We start from the raw sequence: 19,206 nt of genomic DNA on the forward strand, positions 1-19,206 counted from the left end.
ACTTCACGACCGGTCGAGTGTGTTCGTACGGGCCGGAGGAGAAGGAGGCGGTCAGCTGATGCTCCGCATACGCCCTGTGGTGTTCGCCGGACGGGTCCGGGACGCGTTGAAGCCCGGGCGCGGGCGGACCACGACCGCCGTGGCGCTCGGCGCCGCGGGTTCGCTGATCGCGGGGATGGTCGTCGCGGGCATGGGTGCCGCGGGAGCGAATCCTGACCTGTCCGACATCGGCGCCTGGCTCGCCAGCGACAAGAAGGGCAACGTCGCCCACGTCAACGGCCTCACCGGCCAGGTCGACGGCCGTGTGAAGCTGCCGCGCAACGACGACACCCGGCTCCAGGTGAGCGAGGACGGCAACACGGTCCTGGTGCTCGACGAGAGCACCGGCACGGTGAGCCGCATCGACCCCTCCCAGCTGACCGTGCCGCAGACGTTCGACCACGAGACGCCCGGCCTCAAGCTCGCCTCGGGCGGCGGCAAGGCGTGGCTGGTGGACGCCGCCAACGGCCAGGTCCGGCCCATCGACCCGGTGTCCCTCGCCCCGCTCGGCGCGCCGCTGGACGTCGGCGGCAAGCCGCTCGGCGAGGCGCAGGCCGACCCGGCCGGCACCCTGTGGGTCCCGGTCCCCTCCACCGGACAGCTGGTGCCGGTCACCGGCGACAAGCTCGGTTCGCCGATCAAGGTCGCCGAGCCGAACGGCGCGCTGCTGCTGACCATGGCCTCCGGCCGGCCCGTCGTCACCGACGTCAAGGGCGGCCAGATGCTGATCGTCTCCGGCAACGGCGTCGAGCGCACCGTCAAGCTGCCCGAGGACATGGCGAAGGGAAATCCCGAGAAGCTGCTCGCGCCCGGCCTCAGCGAGGGGCCCGTGGTACCCGTCCTGGCCGCCGACACCGGAACGCTCACGCTGGTCGACATCGACAGCGGTTCGGTCACCGCGGTGCCGCTGACCGTGCCGGCGCACGACTTCGCGCCGCCGCAGGTTCTGGGGGCGAAGGTCTACATCCCGGACCGTTCGGCCGGCTCGCTGTTCGTCTACAACATCGTGCAGGCGAAGTTCGAGGACCAGCTCAAGGTCACCGGCGTCCCCGGCAAGCTCGAGGCGTACGTGCGGGACGGCCTGCTCTGGGTCAACGACCAGGACAGCGCGACCGCCGCCGTCGTCAACGTGCAGGGCCAGCTCCAGCTGATCGGCAAGTACGAGAACACCCCCGGGCCGGGACAGGGTTCGGCCACCGGCTCGACCCCGCCCACCCCGGCCAAGAGCGTGCCCGAAGGCGGCGCCACGTCCTCTCCGGAGGAATCGGCGGCATCGTCGTCCGCGCCGCCCTCCGGGAGCCCGGACGACGAGTCCACGGGCGGGGCGGAAGACCCCTCCGGCGACGGTTCGGGCCTACCGCCGGTGGTGCCGCCCGACGTGCCCCCGGTCGAGCCGCCCGTCGTGCCGCCGGGTCCCGGTGACGACGACGGGGGCGACGACCCGCCCCCGAGCAAGTCCACGCGGCCGGATCCGCCGAAGACCTCCGAGGCACCCAAGCCCTCCAATACGCACAGGCCGCCGGACCCGGATCCCGAGCCGTCCACGACACCTCCCGTGGATCCCCCCAAGCCGCCGGACCCCCCGACGGATCCCCCCAAGCCGCCGGACCCGCCGACGGATTCGCCGAAGCCGCCGGACCCGCCCGCTCCGCCGACCACGCAGGTGCCGACGACCCCGGCCACGAGCGACAAGCCGACCGAGACGCCCAGCAGCAAGCCGCCGACCACCTCGTCGAACCCGAAGCCGCCGACGACCGCCACGAAGCCGCCCACGACCACGACGAAGCCTCCGACGGGCACGACGAAGCCGCCGGCCATGAAGAAGCCCGGCACGCCGGTGGCCACGTCGGGCGCCGGCAAGATCACGCTGATGTTCCAGCCCGCGTCCGGCGCGACACCGTTGCGCTACACCGTCGGTGGGACCAGTGCCGGAATGGGTGTGACCCCCGCGTCCGTCGGTCCCAAGGGCCCGTTCATGTTCACCGTGACCGGCGGGTCGTGCGAGAAGGAGTACCGCTTCTACATCACCGCCGAGTACCCGGGCGGCATCATGAACTCCGGCTGGTCCACGGCCGTGCGCCCGTGCCTGCCGCCCGGCAAGCCGACCAACCTCACCGCGACGAAGTCCGGTGACAAGGCCAAGGTCACGTGGGGCGCGCCGACCAACACGGCGGGCGAGACCATCACGTACACCGGTTCGTGGTCGGTGAAGCCCAGCGCGAAGACCACCCCGAAGGCCGCCGTCCAGGGCGGCGGTTCGGACCAGCTCACGCCCGCGCTGTACGGCGGCCTCGTCGCCGACCCGCCCGCCGTCAACCACCCGACGGTGGCCGACGGCACGGACGTGGCCGCCGCAGCGGCGCCCACAAAGGGCAGTTGGACGACGACGGACCGATCTGTCACGTTGTCCGTCGGCGGCGTCAGCGGCTCGTACACGTTCAAGGTCACCGCCAAGAGCAAGGGTGGTTCCACGGCGTCGGCTCCGGCCACGCTGACCATCACCCTCAACTACGGCAAGGTCAGCAACGTCACGCTCGACGCGCCTCCGGAGCTCCCCGGATCCGCGCCCTACCCCCCGACTCCGTCTCCCTCCGGCCCGGGGGACGGTGACGGCGCGGTGGCTCTCGCCGCTGCCATCGCGCCCAGCCGCCGTCCGGACCACGACACGGCCATGTGATCGCCCGGGCGCGCGGACCGGGTCCCGCGCGGGCGGTGCTTCCTGCCTGACACCGCCCCTGCGGGACCCGGATCCCGGCCACCACTCATCCGACGACCGACCCCGGGCGGGCCCTCGACCAGGTCCACGGACCGGCCCCCCGAAGACCGTTCGCAATCTCGACTCCCACCTCAGGAGTGCCGTGAGCACCATCCCCCACCCGGCGGCCGGGTCCCCGACGGCGCCCCTCGGCCCGCCCTCGTCGTCCCCCGGCCCGTCGCCTGCCGTGCACTTCCACGCGCCGGACGCCCTGCGCCTGTTCCGCGAGTGCTTCCACGCGCTCGCCGACAACGTCGAGCGCGTCGTCATGGGCAAGCGCGATGTCGTCGAACTCGCGCTCACCTGCCTCTTCGCCGAGGGCCACCTGCTCGTCGAGGACGTGCCCGGCACCGGCAAGACGACCCTTGCCCGGGCGCTCGCGGCGTCGCTCGACGCGCAGTGGCAGCGCGTGCAGTTCACTCCGGACCTGCTGCCGTCCGACATCACCGGTGTGTCGATGTTCCGGCAGACCACCAACACCTTCGAGTTCCTGCCGGGGCCGGTGTTCGCCAACATCGTCATCGGCGACGAGATCAACCGGGCGTCGCCCAAGACGCAGTCGGCGCTGCTGGAGGTCATGGAGGAGGGCCGCGTCACCGTCGACGGTGTCGCGCACCCGGTCCCGCGGCCGTTCATGGTGGTCGCGACCCAGAACCCGGTGGACATGTCGGGCACGTACCCGCTTCCCGAGGCGCAGTTGGACCGCTTCCTGATGCGCGTCACCGTCGGCTACCCGGACCACCGCTCCGAAGTGGCGGTGGCTTCGGGAACGGCCGGCGCACCCGCCGTCGAGTCGCTGCCGGCCATCGCCGCGGCGCACCACATCGGCGAGTTCATCGAGGTCGCCCGGCAGCGGGTGATGGCGTCGGAGCCCGTCGTCGACTACGCGGTACGCATCGCGCAGGCCACCCGCACGTCCCCGCACACGCGGCTGGGTGCCGGCCCGCGCGGCAGCGTGTCGCTGATCCGCGCGGCCCGCGTGCGCGCCGCGTCGCAGGAGCGCGCGCACCTGCTCCCCGAGGACATCAAGGCGCTCGCCGCCCCGGTCCTGACCCACCGTCTGCTTCTGTCCCCGGACGCCGAGTTGGCGGGTTGGACGGCCGAGTCGGTGCTCGCCGACGTGCTCTCCGCCGTCCCCGCACCCGCACTCGGGGGCATGGCGAAGGCACGCGCATGACCTCGGTGCGGGAGTCCGCGCGGCCGCGGACTCCGGCGGACGACGAGAACGCGGAAGCCGGTGCCCGCCTGAGGTCGGTACGACCCGCCGCCGTCGGCCTGAGCAGCTCCCGTCTGACCCCCTCCGGCCGCGCGGTACTCGGCACCGGGGTCGCGGCGTGCGCCGTGGGCTGGGGCCTTGGCTACGCCGAGGCCCTGGCCCTGGGCGTCGCCGCCCTGGCCGCGGTCGCCTTCGCCCTCGTGTGGACGCATCCCACGCCGTCGGTGCGGGCGCGCCGGGAGATCGTGCCGATCCGCGTGGCCCGTGACGAAACCGCCCAGGGCGTCGTGGTGTTGCACAACACCGGTACGCGCACGCTGCGCGGGATGCGGGCCGAGGACCGCGTCGCCGGCGTCCCCGTCTTCCCCGTCGACCTGCCTCCGGTGCCGCCCGGCGCCGAGGTCCGGGCCCGCTACCGGCTGCCCACCGACCAGCGCGGCAGCGTCGAGGTGGGACCGATGCTGCTGGTCCGCGGCGACCCGCTCGGCCTGGCCCGCCGGGTCCGCGAATGCGGCTCCGCCGAGACGCTGCTCGTGCGGCCGCGTACCGTGCCTCTTCCGGTGCTGCCCGCGGGGCGGACGCACCACCTCGAAGGCCCCACCTCGGACACCGCCGAGGACGGCACGCTGACCTTCCACTCGCTGCGCGAGTACGTGCTCGGCGACGACATGCGGCGCGTGCACTGGCGTTCGTCGGCACGTACCGGCCGCCTGATGGTGCGGCGCATGATCGACGTCAGCCTGCCGACCACGACCGTGGTACTGGACACCGGCCAAGACGCCTACCGGGACGGCGCGTTCGAGACCGCGGTCGACGTCGCCGCGTCCGTCGCGGAGGCCGCGGCGCGGAGCCACTTCCCGGTGCGGCTGCTCACCGGCGGCGGCCTGCTGCCGCTGGGCGACGGCCACGACCCCGGCGCGGACCACGTGCTCGACCGGCTCTCGCTGGTGAGCGCGGAGAGCCGACACACACTTTCGGACGCCCTCGACGTCCTGGAACGCCTTCGCGAGGGCGACACTCTCGTCGTCGTGACCGGCGGCGAACTCCCGCTTCCCGGGGAGAGGTTGGGGCGCATGCGCGGGCGATTCGACCGCATGCTGGTGGTACGCGTCGGGGTCTCCGCCGCCGCGACGACGGCGCTCGGCGTGCCCCAGCTCACCGTCGACCTGCTGGACGACCTGGTCCCGGCCTGGCGCAGGGAGGCGATGCGATGAGCACCACGGCACCACCTCCCACCACCGCGCCCGCCGGCGGTGGCGGCCGCGGGACCGCGCCGGCCCCCTCCTCCGCCGACGCGCAGACTGCCGCGGGCAACCGGGCCGGGAAGCGCACCGGTTCGCCCGGCGGTGCCAAGAAGCGCTCTAAGTCCCGCAAGCCCACGGTGTCCTCGTCGTCCGCACGGGCCGCCCGGGCGCGCCGGCTCTGGTCGCTGGTGCCCGTCGCCGCACTCGCGGCGGTGTCCGGCCTGGCGTACCACCGCGTGTTCGGCATGCGCGAAGTGCTGCCCGTCGTCGGTCTGGCCGCGACCGTCCCGGTCCTGCTGGTGCTGCTGTGGTCGCGCCCGACGGACAAGCACAAGCCGCGTCCGCTGGTCGGCTCCCTCGCGGTCTCGGCGCTCGCGTGGAGCGTGGCGGTGTCCGCCACGCTCTACCGCGACGACGCCCTCGCGCACGCCCTGCCGACACCGGACCTGCTGCGCCGGGCCGGCTCGGACGTTCTGGACGCGCCGCGCGGCATCCTGACCACCGTGCTGCCGGCCCCCGGCGACGCCGCGCTGCTCGTGCTGGTGTCCGCCGGGGTCTGGATCGCCGCCTTCGTCGGCGCCGAACTCGCGCTGCGGGGCACCTCGTCCGCACTGCCCGCGGTTCCCGGCCTGCTGATGCTCGCCGTGCCCGTCGTGCTGTCGACAGGTGCGCCCGGCTCCAACACGGCGGTCCTCGCCGGCGCCGTCGGTGCGGCCGGCCTGCTGCTGGTGTGCCGTGCGCCGGGCCGGCGGTCGCCGGGCCGGATGCTCGCGGTGGGCGTGCCCTGGGTCGCGGTGCTCGCGGTGCTCGCCGGGGTCGTGGCGCCGCAGATGCCCGGTGTGGGTGCCCCGCCGGACCTGCGGGACAAAGTGAGCCCGCCGCCGCCGGTACGCCTGGCCTCGGTCAACCCGCTCGACCGCATCTCGGCCTGGCTCCTGACGCCGGATCAGCCGCTGTTCCGGGTCCTCGGGCCCGCCGAGCCGGACCGCTACTGGCGGCTCACGGTCCTGGACCGCTACGACGGTGTCACGTGGTACCCGGTCAACGGCCTGCGTCCGACCGGCGGCCGGGTGCCCGAGGCGTCCGACGAGGACGCCAAGGCCGCGCATTCCGTGCAACAGATCACGCTCGACAAGCTGGACGGCGTGTGGCTGCCCGCCGCGGACCGGCCCACCCGGGTCGACGTGCCGGGCGACGTGGACCTCGCGGTGGACCCGGACAGCGGGGCCCTGGCGACCGACGCGCAACTGACTCCCGGAATGCACTACAAGGTGGAGTCGAGCGTCCCGGAGTACGACCCGGACCGCATCCAGGAACTGCCCACCGTCTACGACACGGCGAACACCGCGCTGCCGGAGGTGGACGCCGCCGCCGAGCCCATCGAGTCGATCCAGGAGTTCCGCAGGCTCGCGATCGAGGCGACGGCAGGCGCCACCTTCCCGTACCAGCAGGCGCTGCGCCTGGCGAACTGGCTGCGCGAGAAGCACCGTTACGACGTCACGGCGGTGCCCGGCCATTCGTACCGCAACCTCCGGTTCTTCCTGGAGTCGAGCAAGGAGGGCACGTCCGAGCAGTTCGCGGCGGCCTTCGCGGTGCTGGCCCGCTCGATCGGGCTGCCGACCCGTGTGGTCGTGGGCTTCTCGCGGGGCACCGCCGAGCCGGACGGCTCGTGGCGGGTGGACAGCGGGGACGTCGTGGCCTGGCCCGAGGTCGAGTTCGCGGAGGTCGGCTGGGTGCCGTTCTTCCCGACACCGGGTGAGGCCGGCCGGACCGGAGCACCGAAGAACGATCCGGCGGACGCGACGCCGGGCGGCCAGGTGCCTCCCCCCGCGGTGAACCCGCCCGCACCGGCCGAGCCGTCGCGGACCGAGAAGGACGCGGACATCGCCGACCAGGTGCGCCCGGGCGCGTCGGGGCCGGTGCCGTCCACGGGCGGCTCGGGAACACCTTTGTGGTGGTGGGCCGTACCGCTGGCGGTGCTGCTCGCCGCAGCGGGCGGCCAACTCGGCCTCGCGGCGGTGGCCCCCGGGATCGTCCGGCGCCGCCGTCGGCACGGGCCGCCGGACATGCGGTTGTTCGGTGCCTGGCGGCAGATCGGGGACCGGCTTGCCGAGATCGGCATGCCGGCCGGCGGGGCGCTGACGGTACGCGAGGTCGCGGAGTACGGCGAGGCCAAGTTGCCCGCCGAAGTCGGCGAACGCCTGTGGCCGTTGGCCAAGCTGGTCAACGACACTGCCTACGCGGGCCGCGCACCCCTGGCCGAGGAGGCCGACGAGGCCTGGCGTACCTGCACCGAGGTCGAACAGGCGGTCAGCCGCTCGGCCGAACGCCCGCGTCTGCGCACGCGGATGCGGAACCGGCTCGCGCCGCGGCAACTCGTGGCGTCCTTGCGGCGGGAGACAAGGGGATGACTGTGGACACGGGGCGAGAATCAGGGCCCGGTGCGACCTGGCGGCCGCCGGCCGGCATCGGTGCCGGGGTGGCGCTGGGGGTCGGCGAGCAGGGCATCGAGCCGCCCGCGGACTTCGTGCGGCCTGCGCTCAGCCTGCCGGTGTGGTGGGACGACGACGCGGGCGTTTCCGCGCCTGCGATGTCGTTCGAGAAGCCCGCGGCGCCTCCGCCCGTACCGTCCGCCCCGCCCATGGCGCGCGCGGCGTCCGCGGCGCCGGCGGCGGCCCTCGTGGCGGCTCCTTCGGTGCTGCCGCCGGTGGCGCCGACGGATGCGGACCTCGGCCCTCCGGTGCCTTCGGCCGTGCGGCCGGCGGCCGTGCCGGTCCCGGCCGATCCGCTGCCGGGCCCCTTCGAGGAGCGCCACGGAACCGGCGGCATCGGCGGTTTGGACGGCGTCGACGGGGCCGACGGGGATCCCGACTTCGGCTGGAGCTTCGAGCCCGACCCCGAGTTCGGTTGGGAGGAGCCGACCAAGCCGTCGCCGCCGTGGTGGCGGCACCCGATCGCGCTGTTGAGCGCGGCCGTGGTCTTCGTCGGCGTCGCGGGAACGTACGTCATGCTCGGTAGCGAGGAGGAGGAGCCACCGCCACCGCCGCCCAGCGCGGCACCGCAGCCGGCCACCCCCATCTCTCCCGAGGAACTCGCCGCCCACCAGGCCCGGTCGGTGGCCGTCAAGACCGCCGAGGGCCGCCTTCAGGTGACCTGGAAGGTGCCCGACCTGCCCGAGGACGTGGTGGGTTACGCCGTCGTCGCCCAGACACCGACGGGCGAGTTGTTGGACCGCAAGCTCGTCGACCCCGACGAATTGGTGGCGGTGTTCACCGACCGCGCCGCGCTGCCGGGGACCTGCGCCGTGGTCACCACGCTGGTACGCGCGGCACCGAGCCTGATGCTCGCCAAGGGCAACGCGGTGTGCCTGCCGACCGCTTCGGGGTCGCCCGGCGCGGGCGCCGGGACCTCGTCGCCGGGCAGCACCGGCACGCCGCCGCCGGCGGCGCCGGACGCCGGTGCCGACGCGCAGGACGAACCGGCACCGGTGGCCCCCGACGAGGAGTGACCGGCTCGTCGCCACACGAAACGAAGGCGCCGCCCACCCGCAAGGGGCGGGCGGCGCCTTCGTCGTGGGCTCGTGGCCTGGACCGACGGCTCGCGCATCCGGGTATGTCGGACTTCGGAGCCGGGATCAGAGGCCGGGATCAGAAGGCCCGCATCACAGGCCAGGATCACAGGCCGGGATCAGAGGCCAGGGGCCGGACTCGGCTCGGGGAATCAGGGGTTCGGGCTCGGACTCGCCCCGGCCGCCGGTGACGCCGAAGCCGGTGCCGTCCCCGCCGGGCACACCACCAGGAACGGGCCCTCCGAGCTGTCGACGAGGTCCTCGACGGCGAAGATGCCCGTGCCGTTGCCGGTCACCGCGCTCGGCGCGAGCACCTTCTCGGGAAGCGCGTCCACCTTGCCGGTCGCCGTGTGGACGACGGCGAAATCCTTGGTCTCGTTGTCGTCGTCGAGCAGGCGCCCGTACGCGGTGCCCTTGTCGTCCACGGCCGTGAGGTAGACGCCGCGGGCATCGGCGTTCCCCGCGACGCAGACCGCTTTGCGACCGGACAGGTCGACGGCGAACGGACCGCTCACGAGGTAGCGGCCTTGGGGCGACACATGGGTCTCGGCGCTCAGGTCCAATTCGTCGGTCAGCATGCTCGTCGCCTCGGTGCCCGCCGCGCATTCGGCGGAGGCGAGCACCGCGCCGGTGGCGAGGTCGTGGGCGGCGTACAGCGGCGGGGAGTTCTCGTCGGTGCGCCACATCGCGACGACCACGGTCCGGGACAAGCCGACCACCGTGCCCTGCCCGCGGTTCGGGGGTGCGACCTGCGGGCTGCGCCACCGTCCCATGACGCCGAACGCGAATCCCCCGGAGCTCGAGGCCTGTTCGACGAACAGCGGTCCGACCGCCGTGGCGGCCCGGGGCGTGTCGCGCACCATGCAGGTCCAGCTGTCGGCGGGGCAGCCGGCGGCCGGGTGCTCCGCGCTGTACGGCACGTCGGCCGTGGCGCCGGTCATCGGGTCCCACGTCGTGGTGGGCGGCGGCTCCTCGGTCCGCGGCCTCGGCGGCGTGATGAGCACGCCGCCGTCGCCCACCGCGATGCCCACGTCGGCCGCGTCCTCCACGACGTGCTCCAGGTGCTGCGCCGGAGCCTTGTCGGGCCCGTCGCCGACCAGCCTGAACGAGTCGGCGACGACGAGTTGCCGGGCCCTGGAGACCCCGTCGGCGGGCAGCGTGCCCACCCGCACGACCACCGCGTACAGTCCCTGGCCGCCGTCGACGATGCGCACCGTCGGCAGGTCGTCGGTGTCGAGGACCTTGAGCGGCGTGGACGTCCAGGCCACCGTGCCGTCGGTGATCCGCCGGGCGATCACCACGGGGAGGTTGCCGTCCTCCAGGTCGGCGGCGTACAGGTCGACGGTCACGCCCGCGGCCGGCGACACCGCGAACACGCGGTCGGTCTGGTTGGCCGACCATCCGCGCGACGCGTCGAACCCCGCGGGTGCGACGAGTTCGGTCTCCTGTGCGGGCGCCGGGGTGCCGGTGGGGTTGTGGGGCCCGACGACGCCCGGTGCCGGCGAGGCGGAGGGCTCCCCGGTGTCGTCGACGTCGGGACCGGCCGAGGCCATGCACCCGGTGAGCAGGAGGAGAGCGGCGCCGGCCGACCCCAGCCTGACGGCGCGACGCGTCGACCGCCGGCGTCCCCACCGCTCGCGTACCGCGGGTCCTGCGGACATGTCGGCGCTTTCCTTCCTCTGGTGCCTGGTTCGAGTCGGCATGTCGGCGCGAGTCCCGGCAGATCAGCTGTACTCGATGTCGGAGACGAGCCACGGCTTGCCCGGCATCGCCCGCTTCATCGTGACGAACAGCACGTCCTCCTCGGGCACGCCCTTGTAGCCGTCGGCACCGACGGGCCGAGTGGTCACCGACCAAGCGTGGTAGGCCTCCACCTCGGTGTTCGGCGGCTTGCCCATGTCGTCCGCCAACTCCGCCTCCACGACCATCCGGACCTGGTGCTCCTTCCACCGCGGCCACTGCGGGTCCTCACGTACGCCGGGCATGACGCCGCGCATGTCCGCGAGGAACTCCGGGGTGAAGTACACGCCGGCGCGCAGGACCGCGTCGGCCGCCGAGGAGTCGGTCGTGGTGTCCGAGCTGAGCATGGTGATCACGGCGGCCTTGGACACCGCCAGCGGGTCGTTGCCGTCGACCTGTGCGGCGACCGGCACGGATGGGGTGGGCAGCGGTGCCGGGGTCTCACCGCCGTGGTCGTGGTCGTCGTGCATCTCGGTGTAGGTCGGGGTGGCCTCCGTGGACGGCCAGACACTCGGATGGGTGGCCGTGACGCCGGGGGCCGGAAGGCCGGGAGCCGGCGGAGCCGCCCCGGTGCCGTAGGGCCCCACCGGTTCGGGTGCGCCCGAGGACGTCGTGGTCGAGGCCGCGCGTTCCGTCCCTGGCAGTTGTCCGCTGCACGCGACTGCCAGCGCGGCCGTGCATGCCAACACCACTGCCACGGAACGGGTTCGACGTGGGAGGGACCGGTCACCCATAGCTCAGCCCGTTCTGCTTCAGCCATTCCGAGGGACTGATGTCGTCGCCGTAGTTCGGTCCGGTGCGTATCTCAAAGTGCAGGTGTGCGCCGTGGCTGTTGCCGCTGTCTCCGACATACCCGATGATCTGCCCGGCCTTGACCTTTTGGCCCTTCTTGACAATGAATCTCAGCATGTGCGCGTACTGCGAGTACAGTTTCGCCCCGTGCTTCAGGATCACCTGGTTCCCGTAGGAGCCGTTGGTGGTCGCGCTGTAGACCTCACCGTCGGCCACGGCCCTGATCTGGGCGCCGACCGTGGAGCCGTTCTTCATGACCAGGTCGATCCCCGTGTGCCACCCATTGGGGTTGGCGTAGCCCCCGGGTGCGTGATACCCGTTCGTGAGCTTGGCCCCCGTCAGCGGCGCCACCTTCGCGCCGCTTGCACCGTCGCCGCCACCGGGACCGGTGTACCGCACGTAGAACTTGGTCTTGCCCGCGTACCAGCTGATGGGCGCGATCCGCACGTTCAGGCCGGGCTTCGGGGCCTCGATGATCTGCTCGCTGTTGAGCACGATGCCGATGTGGTCGATGCCCTTCATGCTGCCGTCGGGTGAGATGCCGACCAGGTCGCCGGGCATGGCGTCCTTGGCGTCGATCCGGCGCGGGGTTTCGCTCATGATCTGCGCGTTCGCCACGCGCGGCAGCTTCACCCCCAGCTTGCCGAATACGTACTTCACCAGTCCCGAACAGTCGAACCCACCCGGTGAGTTTTTGGTCTTCGGGCTCTCCCCACCCCAGCGGTACGGCACGCCAAGGTGCTTCCTCGCCTCCGCCACGACCCGCGCACCGAAGTCGCCCGCGGGGCCTCCTTGGACGGCAACGCGCAACAGTTCCATGTTCTTCTTGATCGTCTTGACGTACTTCTGGGTCTCCGGGTACGGGGGTATGCCCCGGTAGTACTCCACCGCTCCGGGACCCGAGTTGTACGCGGCGAGAATCAGCGACTGGATGTCCGCACTGCCGTAGTCTTTGACGTACTGGACGATCTCGCAGTCGTAGACCGCCATCGACAAGATTCCGTCGAACGGGTTCCAGATGTCCGCCTTGTTGTCACCACTCCCGTCGGTGCCGTACGCGGCCCACGTGCTGTCGATGAACTGCGCGATGCCCTTCGCCCCTGCCGGGCTCGTCAAGTTCGTCGGCCACTCTTTGGCATCCAGATTTCCGCCGGCGACCTCCTGGTAGATCTGGGCGGCGATCATCTCCGGCGAGATCTCCGGGCACAGTTTGCCGGCGCGCATCACGATGTCGAGATACTGCTCCGGGATCAACGACGTGTTGAGTCCCACCGGCTCCATGTTCACGGTTTCGCCGTCGTCGCCCTTGAAGAGGATCGAACAGCCGGTCGTCATCACCAGGACCATGAGCAGCGCCATTGCGCGCAGGATGCGGACCACGGTCACCCCCGCGAAGCTTCGCGGCCGGCTCCGAGCTCGCTGGCGATCTCAGCGGCGAGCTGCGGAGCGTTCACCACCACCACCGGCGCGGCGGCCGGGGCCTGGCTCTTGGCCGCCGCGGACTTCATGCCTGCGGACGGCGAGTCGAATGCCTTGGTCACCGCCGCGGCCATCTTGTCCAAATGCTTCATCCCGAAGGAGGCCAACGCCGCGGCGTCTTTCCCGAGCAGTCCCGCCTGGGCGTTCACGGGACCCAGGAGGTCGCTCATGCCGCCCCCGCTGCCGACTCGTCAGAGCGCGCCTCCCCGCGACGGCGGACGCTGTAGACCGGGTCGTCCCACATCGCCGGCGGCGAGGCCTCGATCGGCAGCGGCTCCGGCGGACGGTCCGAGTGGCCCTCACGCGGGTCGCACAGGACGAAGGGCCCCCGGTCCGGGTCCATGAGTGCGCGCAGGTGCGGATCGGCGTGGTGCAGCCACCACGTGGACAGGCCCAACGCGGGGTCCTGCTTGAGGTGTTCGAAGGCCCGCCACATCACCGAGAACCTGGCTACCGCCTCGGGGTGCTTCCACCAAGCGGGGCACCACATCGCGACCGACCTGCCGAGGCGGCGGCGCACGATCTGGGCCACATACCTGGTGACGAACTCGTCCAGCGAGGCGAACACCATGTCGGCCTCGGCGTATTCGTCCTCGGCCACCGCGGCCGCTGTGTCGCTCATGTCGTCTTCCCAAGGGGGACCGGGGGCGGGGCGGCCGGCGCCGGGGCAGCCGGCACGGGTGCGGCCGGGGCCGGGTGGCCGGGCTCGTAGCGGGCGATGGACTTCCGGATCGTCGCCGCGTGCGGGCCCTCCCACCACGGGACGGTCTTGACGAGCACCGGCGGGGTTCCGCTGAACTGCACGAACGCGCGACCGCGCGGCATGGAGGCGAGGTCGGCCTCGTTGAGCACCGCCTCGGGCCGGGACGAGCGCGAAATGCCGCGTGGATCGCCCCACTTGTAGGTGATGCTGGTGGTGCCCGGCTCGAATACGCCGGATGCCTTGGACAGGTCGCCGAGGAACTTCATGTCGGCCACACCGCCCCCGTACACGCGTACGTTGGCCGCGCCCCACAGCTTGGACATGCCGTTCTCGCCCCACGCCGCGGCGCCCTGCGCCCAGGACTGGAGGATCGTCATCATGACGATCCCGCGCGATCCGAAGTGCGAGTACTTGTCGGGCAATGCCTTCCACGGGCACACGTTTGCGGCCTCGTCGAGGACGAAGAGCATGGGCAGCGGCAGCCGTCCGCCGGGCGAGCGGATCCCGGTGTTCTCCGCCTCCTCCGCGAGCGCCGCGGTGAGCGCCAGCACGAGAGGGGCCGCGGCCTTGTTCGTCTCCTCGGAGAGCAGGTAGATCGTGTCCGTGGTCTCCGCGAACGTCTTGTAGTCGAACGTGGGCCGGTCCGGGTTGGCGCCCGGCGTCACCCACTCGGTGATGTTCGGTGCCGTCAGGAAGGACATGATCTGCGTCGCGGTGCCGTAGACACCCGCGCGCTGCCGGTCCGGACTGGCCATGTTCGCCTCGACCGCGTCCGCCGAGATGTCGTGTCCGGCTTCCCGCAGGATGCGCGCCGGGGCGTCGTCGTTCGGCCTGGTCAGCCAGGTGTAGACCTGGGTGATCGGCTTGCCGTCCTCGGACGCGGCGAGCAGGAGGTGCGCGATGAGGTCCTCGGCGGCCGGTTCGAAGTACGCGTCGCTACGTGCGTGCGCGGGGCGGTTGATGGAAGAGAACCGACCGGTGATCTTCATGGCGCGGACGATGCTGTTGCCCACGTACGTCATCGGGTCCCAGTACCAGGTCGGCTTCTCCCCGGCCTGCGACTGCGGGTCGAATACCCAGACCTTGCCGCGCTGTTGCCGGGAGATCCGGGTCGCGTCCACGACGTCGCGCTTGTTGGAGGTGACCACCACGGGACCGGGCGCGGCGACGATGTTCGGGATGGCCCGGGTCGCGGTCTTGCCGGTACGCGGACCCCAGATGTCGACGTGCATGTCCTCCCACGACCCCCACAGGTCGCGGTCGTTGCGCACCGCCTTACCGAGGTACACCCCGGGCGGGGCGTCCTCGGGCACGTTGAGCCGCTGGGCGATCCCCGACACGCCCTCCGTGGTGAATCCGCGCAGGTCCCGGTCCTTGGCGAGGAACCTGATGGCACGGTCCACCAGGACCTCGTCGCGGGTGAGGATGCGATAGACGACGTAGGCGACCAGGCCGAACACCACGACCAGAATCAGCGCCAGCGCGATGTAGGCCCCGGTACCCGGCCACTTGTACGTGCCGCGCATCAGGCCCTCGACCATGTGCCAAGGGGACTCGGGCGGAGCCGGCTTGTCCTCGACGACCGAGGTGATCGCGGCGGCGCCCCAGGCGGCGAAGGCCACCACCACGAGGATCACGACGCAGGCGAGGCCGAGCAGCCACTCGTAGAACGGGTTGGGGCCGCGGCGGCGGCGCGTGGCACTCATGCGACGGCCGCCCAGATCGCCCAGGTGACGAAGGGGGCGCCGGCCAGGGCCACCAGGCTCCAGGTCATCGACCCGATGACCTCGCCGAGGGCGTCACCGTGGTTGTACCTCGAGATCCCCACGAACAGGTGCCGCAACAGGCCGAAAAGGCAGAACACCGCGACCAGGGCGACGGCGTAGCCGAGGACGGTCTTCATGGGGCCCACGACACCCGCGGGGGCCTTGTACGCGCCCGACCCGACGATCTGTTTGTCGGCGCACTTTTCGGAGACGGGTCCCTCGACGTACGGGCACTCCGCCTTGGGGGGCGGCGGCTTCTTGCCCGAGTAGCTGAACCACGGATGCTCCCTGTTGCACCGCTCGACGGTCTCCTTGGTCTCCTTCTCGTCGTCGAATTTGATGTGGCTGCAGGGGTTGGCGTTCGGCTCCGTGGGGTCGGGGCACCTCGGGAACAGGTCTGCCGCACCGTCCTTGAGGGTCAGGCACGGGTTGTCCATGTCGACGAGCCGGTGGCTGTTCCCGTTCACGAGACCGGGCGCGCCCTGTCCCCGCAGCCACTCGCCGATGCCGGTCCAGTCGTGCGGACCGAGGCAGTCGAGGTCGGGCTTCCAACGGCGGTCGTCCTCGTCACAGGGCTGGCCGAGGCCGTGCTTGGACCCCGGGGGCCCCGGCTTCTTGTAGTTGTCCGAGTCCTCGTCCCAGTTGACGTAGTAGTCGTTCTCCGAGTGGAGGAATTCGCCGACGTCGGGGCCAGGGCAGTAGTAGGTGAAGGCGAACCCGTTGATGTCCTCGGCGACGTACACGCATTTGGGGTTCTTGTTGTTGCCCTGCGGCAGCAATGCCGGCGCCGCCTGGACGGACTGGGCCGCCGGTGCCGCCTGGACGGTCTGTGCCGCCGCCGCGACCAGGAAGAGCGCGAAGAGCACCGCGACGAGCCGGCGGACCGCGGTCATGTCGCCCACCGGCGGTTGGTGTCGTTGACCTCCCGCTCCGCCGCGGTGAGGTCCACGTGCACGGGGATTCCGGGACGGCCACCCACCTTGACCATGAAGTTGCCGAGGCCGGGCGGCGGCGACTCGTCGCCCTCGCTGCCGTCCCACGCGGGCGGGGTGGACCAGTCGACGATCATCTGCTGTTCGGACGCGGTCATCCCGACCACCTGGGTGAGCAGGGGCATCTCGGCGTTCGGCAGACCGCCGCAGATGACCATGCCGGCGCGTTCGACGAAGCCTTTTGCCTTCATCCGGTCCTCTTCGGTGGGCAGCGCCAGGAGGTCGGACATCGTGTGGGTGATCATGGCGACGCCGACACCGCGCTGGCGGTTGAGTCGTGTCAGCGCGTCGACGCGGTCCACGAGGCCCCGTCCGGCGCGCAGTACGCGCCACAACTCGTCAAGGATCACGAAGTAGTGGCGCTGCGGCTCCAGTCCGGCGTCCGCCAGCGCCTGCGCGGCGGCGACTGCGCCGAACCCGTAGCTCCAACACGCCAGCAGCGCCGCGGCCTGCAACTGCGTCTCGGCGTCGTCGATGCTGCTCACGTCGAAGCAGACCGGCCGGTCACGCTTCATCGGCTCGGTCGTCGGCTTGGAGAACATGTCGCCGAGACGGCCGTCGCCCAGCAGGCTGACGAGCGAGGATTCGAGGTTCTCGGTGACGTCCCGGTAGCGGTTGATGTCTCCGCGGTCGAGCGCGACCGCGCGCAGCGGCTCCGGTGCCTCGCGGAGCATCGCCAACAGGTCGCCGAGTACCGGGACGCCGTCGTACTTGTCGTCGAGCAGCCGCAGCGCGGTGCTCAGCAATGTCTCCTCGCGGTCGGTGACCGGGCTGCCGCGCACGATCGTGATGAGCGACCCGACCGCATTGAGGCGGCGGCCGTGCATGTCGCCGATCAGCGCCCTGCGCGCCTCGCCGGTGAGCCGGTTGACGGCGTCGATGGACTCCCCCGGGTCCAGGACGTTGAGCGAGCCGCGTCCTCGGCCGAGGGTGATGACCTGGCCGTCCAGGGCGTGGATGAGGTCGACGTAGTCGGGCTTGAGGTCGCCGAACACCAGCGGGTGCACCCCGTAGCCGGCGAGCCCGAGGGCCTGGCGGCGCACGATGGTCGACTTGCCCAGGCCCGGCTTGCCGAGCACGAACTCGCTAGGGTTGAGCAGGAGTTTGGCGCGCTGGAACCAGCTGATGGGGTCGCAGCACAGGGTGGCGCCGCTGGTGAGCGTCCGGCCGAGCGGTACGCCGGTGACCGGCGTACCGGACCCCGCGCCGAACGGCCACATGCCGCAGACCTGCACGGTGGTGCCGCGCCATTCCGGCACTGCCTCGACGTAGGAGGCGGCGCCCGCCCCGCGGCCGAGCCAACCCCGGGGCCCCGGTCGGCCGCCGCCGCCGCGGGGTACGCGCTCACGCCGCTCGACCGGTTGCCTGCGCTGCCTGCTCACATCGCCTCCCGCAGTTGCTGGGGCACCTTGAGGTGATTGGGGAGGACAAGCCCCAGGGGCAGCGCGGCGGCGAACGCGGACGCCTGCGAGCCGTAGACGCGCCGCAGTTGGAGTCGCGCGGTGGCCGACAGGTTGTCGATGGCGGCGTTGGCGACTTCGAGGTCCTCGTAGTTGGAGACGGTCGCGGTGACCAGCATCCCGAAGCGCACGAGGCCGGCGCCGGTGGCCTCTTCGCGGGCCGACTGGTCGGCGGCGCTGACCGCGGCCGAGTCGCGGGCCTGGATCATCTTGCCCTGCTGGGCGCGGAACAGGGCGTCCTTGCGGTCGCGTTCGACCAGGCGCGCGGCGGTACCGGCGTCGTGCGGGCGGTAGAGCAGCGTGATGCGCTTGCGGGTGATGTCGGCGTGCGGGGCGACCAGGCGCGTGAGGACGTTGGCGTACACCTCGCCGCGCGGTGCCTCGGACATCGACCAGGTGATCGAGAAGGCGCCGTCGTGCCGGTAGTGGTCCCACGACTCCTGGGAGGCGATGGGCCCCGCCTCGTTCCAGGTGAGCTGGGATCCGCCGGTGGCGCGGGCCTGTTCGATGAGGCCGGCGACGCTCGGGTCGTACGCGACGCGGACCGCCTCGGCCAGTTCCTCGGCACCCATCGGCCGGGCGGGGCCGGCCCCGGTCATTTGCAGGCCGTTCGCCAAGCCCGGTACCCGGGTGCCGAGTTCGAGGGCCATGTCGGCCGCGGTCTTGCGACCGCCCGCGTGGACGCCCGCACCCGAGTAGGTCAGGGCCACGCGCGTCGCCAACTGGGCCGAGCCAACGGGGTACGTCTCGACCACTTCGCGGAGCACGTACTTGGAGAGCTCCGGCGCGTCTCCGGCGATGTTGCCCTCGACCTCGCGGCGCAGGCGCTCACCGGTGTCCGGGGCCGCCTCCACCGTGACGGACGCCGCCACCAGCCGCGGCTCGTGGGCGAGCTGCGACAGCCAGTGGCCCCAGTAGGCCACCCAGGTGTCGATCTGGTCGCTGTCGACCAGGGACGCACCGTCGGCGCTGCACGTCAGCACGACGGTGTGGTGGTTGGTGGCGGGCACGGAGAGGATCGCGAACGGGCGGCCGTAGGCGTCGTGCGCCTCGTGCAGGGTGGACGCCGCGGCCAGCCCGGGAAGCCGGCAGGTGCCGACCGGGATTCGGCCGAGCGGACCGGACCGGTACAGGTGCTGGCCCTTGGACTTGCCGCTGGACCAGGCGGTCCGTGCGGTCATCCACTGCAGTCCGTTGCGGCCGTGGCGGTCGGTCACCAGCATCGGCACCATGCCGATGCCGAGCACCACGGCCAAGCCCACGGCAAGCATCCACGACAGGTACATCACGAGGGCGATCACCAAGAGACCGCCGAACATCACCGCAGTTCCCGCCAGGCCGAGTCGGCCGAGTCCCGGCGAAGTCGGCTGACGCCAGTTCCCGTAAGTACGCGGAGCGCTCTGTGACATACGTGCCTTCTCATCCGTCCGTGAGGACCGTCATTCGTGGGGG

Annotated in this window: 14 protein-coding genes; 5 read left to right on the forward strand and 9 right to left on the reverse strand. The window is 72.0% G+C overall.

The genetic code is table 11. The features are described from left to right. Positions 1-58: 58 nt before the first annotated feature. The 5 genes from AB0C36_RS00090 to AB0C36_RS00110 all read left to right on the forward strand — a co-directional run bounded on the left by AB0C36_RS00090 (position 59) and on the right by AB0C36_RS00110 (position 8,762). Entirely contained in the window at positions 59-2,716 is a 2,658-nt protein-coding gene (locus AB0C36_RS00090) for a hypothetical protein (protein WP_358346830.1), read from the forward strand. A 181-nt stretch (positions 2,717-2,897) separates the two neighbouring features. Then, the gene (locus tag AB0C36_RS00095) at positions 2,898-3,971 is read left to right on the forward strand and encodes an AAA family ATPase (RefSeq protein ID WP_358346833.1); all 1,074 of its coding nucleotides are present in this window, start codon (positions 2,898-2,900) and stop codon (positions 3,969-3,971) included. Further along, positions 3,968-5,224 carry a DUF58 domain-containing protein gene (locus AB0C36_RS00100; RefSeq protein WP_358346834.1) on the forward strand — a complete coding sequence of 419 codons (1,257 nt, stop codon included), beginning with the start codon at positions 3,968-3,970 and terminating at the stop codon, positions 5,222-5,224. Before AB0C36_RS00095 ends, AB0C36_RS00100 begins: the two co-directional genes overlap by 4 nt. Beyond that, positions 5,221-7,665, forward strand: a complete 2,445-nt coding sequence (locus tag AB0C36_RS00105) for a transglutaminase TgpA family protein (protein WP_358346837.1) — start codon at positions 5,221-5,223, stop codon at positions 7,663-7,665. Before AB0C36_RS00100 ends, AB0C36_RS00105 begins: the two co-directional genes overlap by 4 nt. Beyond that, the gene (locus AB0C36_RS00110) at positions 7,662-8,762 is read left to right on the forward strand and encodes a hypothetical protein (RefSeq protein WP_358346840.1); all 1,101 of its coding nucleotides are present in this window, start codon (positions 7,662-7,664) and stop codon (positions 8,760-8,762) included. The genes AB0C36_RS00105 and AB0C36_RS00110 overlap by 4 nt, the downstream gene beginning before the upstream one ends. Positions 8,763-8,974: 212 nt before the next feature. On the opposite strand, the gene AB0C36_RS00115 is transcribed toward AB0C36_RS00110, so the two are convergent. From AB0C36_RS00115 to AB0C36_RS00155, 9 genes are all read right to left on the reverse strand, one after another. Next, positions 8,975-10,483, reverse strand: a complete 1,509-nt coding sequence (locus AB0C36_RS00115) for a hypothetical protein (protein ID WP_358346842.1) — start codon at positions 10,481-10,483, stop codon at positions 8,975-8,977. 63 nt (positions 10,484-10,546) lie between these two features. Further along, on the reverse strand, positions 10,547-11,251 hold the full coding sequence (locus AB0C36_RS00120) for a hypothetical protein (protein ID WP_358346845.1): 705 nt from the start codon (positions 11,249-11,251) through the stop codon (positions 10,547-10,549). A gap of 37 nt (positions 11,252-11,288) precedes the next feature. Beyond that, positions 11,289-12,740 (reverse strand): peptidoglycan DD-metalloendopeptidase family protein, encoded by a 1,452-nt coding sequence (locus AB0C36_RS00125; RefSeq protein WP_358346848.1) that lies wholly within the window; start codon positions 12,738-12,740, stop codon positions 11,289-11,291. Beyond that, positions 12,737-13,003, reverse strand: coding sequence for a hypothetical protein (locus AB0C36_RS00130; protein WP_358346850.1), 267 nt, complete (start codon positions 13,001-13,003; stop codon positions 12,737-12,739). Before AB0C36_RS00130 ends, AB0C36_RS00125 begins: the two co-directional genes overlap by 4 nt. Then, positions 13,000-13,455 carry a DUF4913 domain-containing protein gene (locus AB0C36_RS00135; RefSeq protein ID WP_358346853.1) on the reverse strand — a complete coding sequence of 152 codons (456 nt, stop codon included), beginning with the start codon at positions 13,453-13,455 and terminating at the stop codon, positions 13,000-13,002. The genes AB0C36_RS00130 and AB0C36_RS00135 overlap by 4 nt, the downstream gene beginning before the upstream one ends. Next, positions 13,452-15,242, reverse strand: coding sequence for a type IV secretory system conjugative DNA transfer family protein (locus AB0C36_RS00140; protein WP_358346855.1), 1,791 nt, complete (start codon positions 15,240-15,242; stop codon positions 13,452-13,454). Before AB0C36_RS00140 ends, AB0C36_RS00135 begins: the two co-directional genes overlap by 4 nt. Further along, a complete protein-coding gene (locus AB0C36_RS00145; RefSeq protein WP_358346858.1) occupies positions 15,239-16,195 on the reverse strand; it encodes a hypothetical protein in 957 nt (318 codons plus the stop codon). The genes AB0C36_RS00140 and AB0C36_RS00145 overlap by 4 nt, the downstream gene beginning before the upstream one ends. After that, positions 16,192-17,676: a putative type IV secretion/conjugal transfer ATPase gene (locus AB0C36_RS00150; RefSeq protein ID WP_358346860.1), complete on the reverse strand. Its 1,485-nt coding sequence runs from the start codon at positions 17,674-17,676 to the stop codon at positions 16,192-16,194. The genes AB0C36_RS00145 and AB0C36_RS00150 overlap by 4 nt, the downstream gene beginning before the upstream one ends. Beyond that, entirely contained in the window at positions 17,673-19,163 is a 1,491-nt protein-coding gene (locus AB0C36_RS00155) for an SCO6880 family protein (protein ID WP_358346862.1), read from the reverse strand. Before AB0C36_RS00155 ends, AB0C36_RS00150 begins: the two co-directional genes overlap by 4 nt. Positions 19,164-19,206: the final 43 nt, after the last annotated feature.

The sequence above is a fragment of the Streptodolium elevatio genome, from assembly GCF_040649515.1.
Taxonomy (GTDB): Bacteria; Actinomycetota; Actinomycetes; order Streptomycetales; family Streptomycetaceae; genus Yinghuangia; species Yinghuangia elevatio.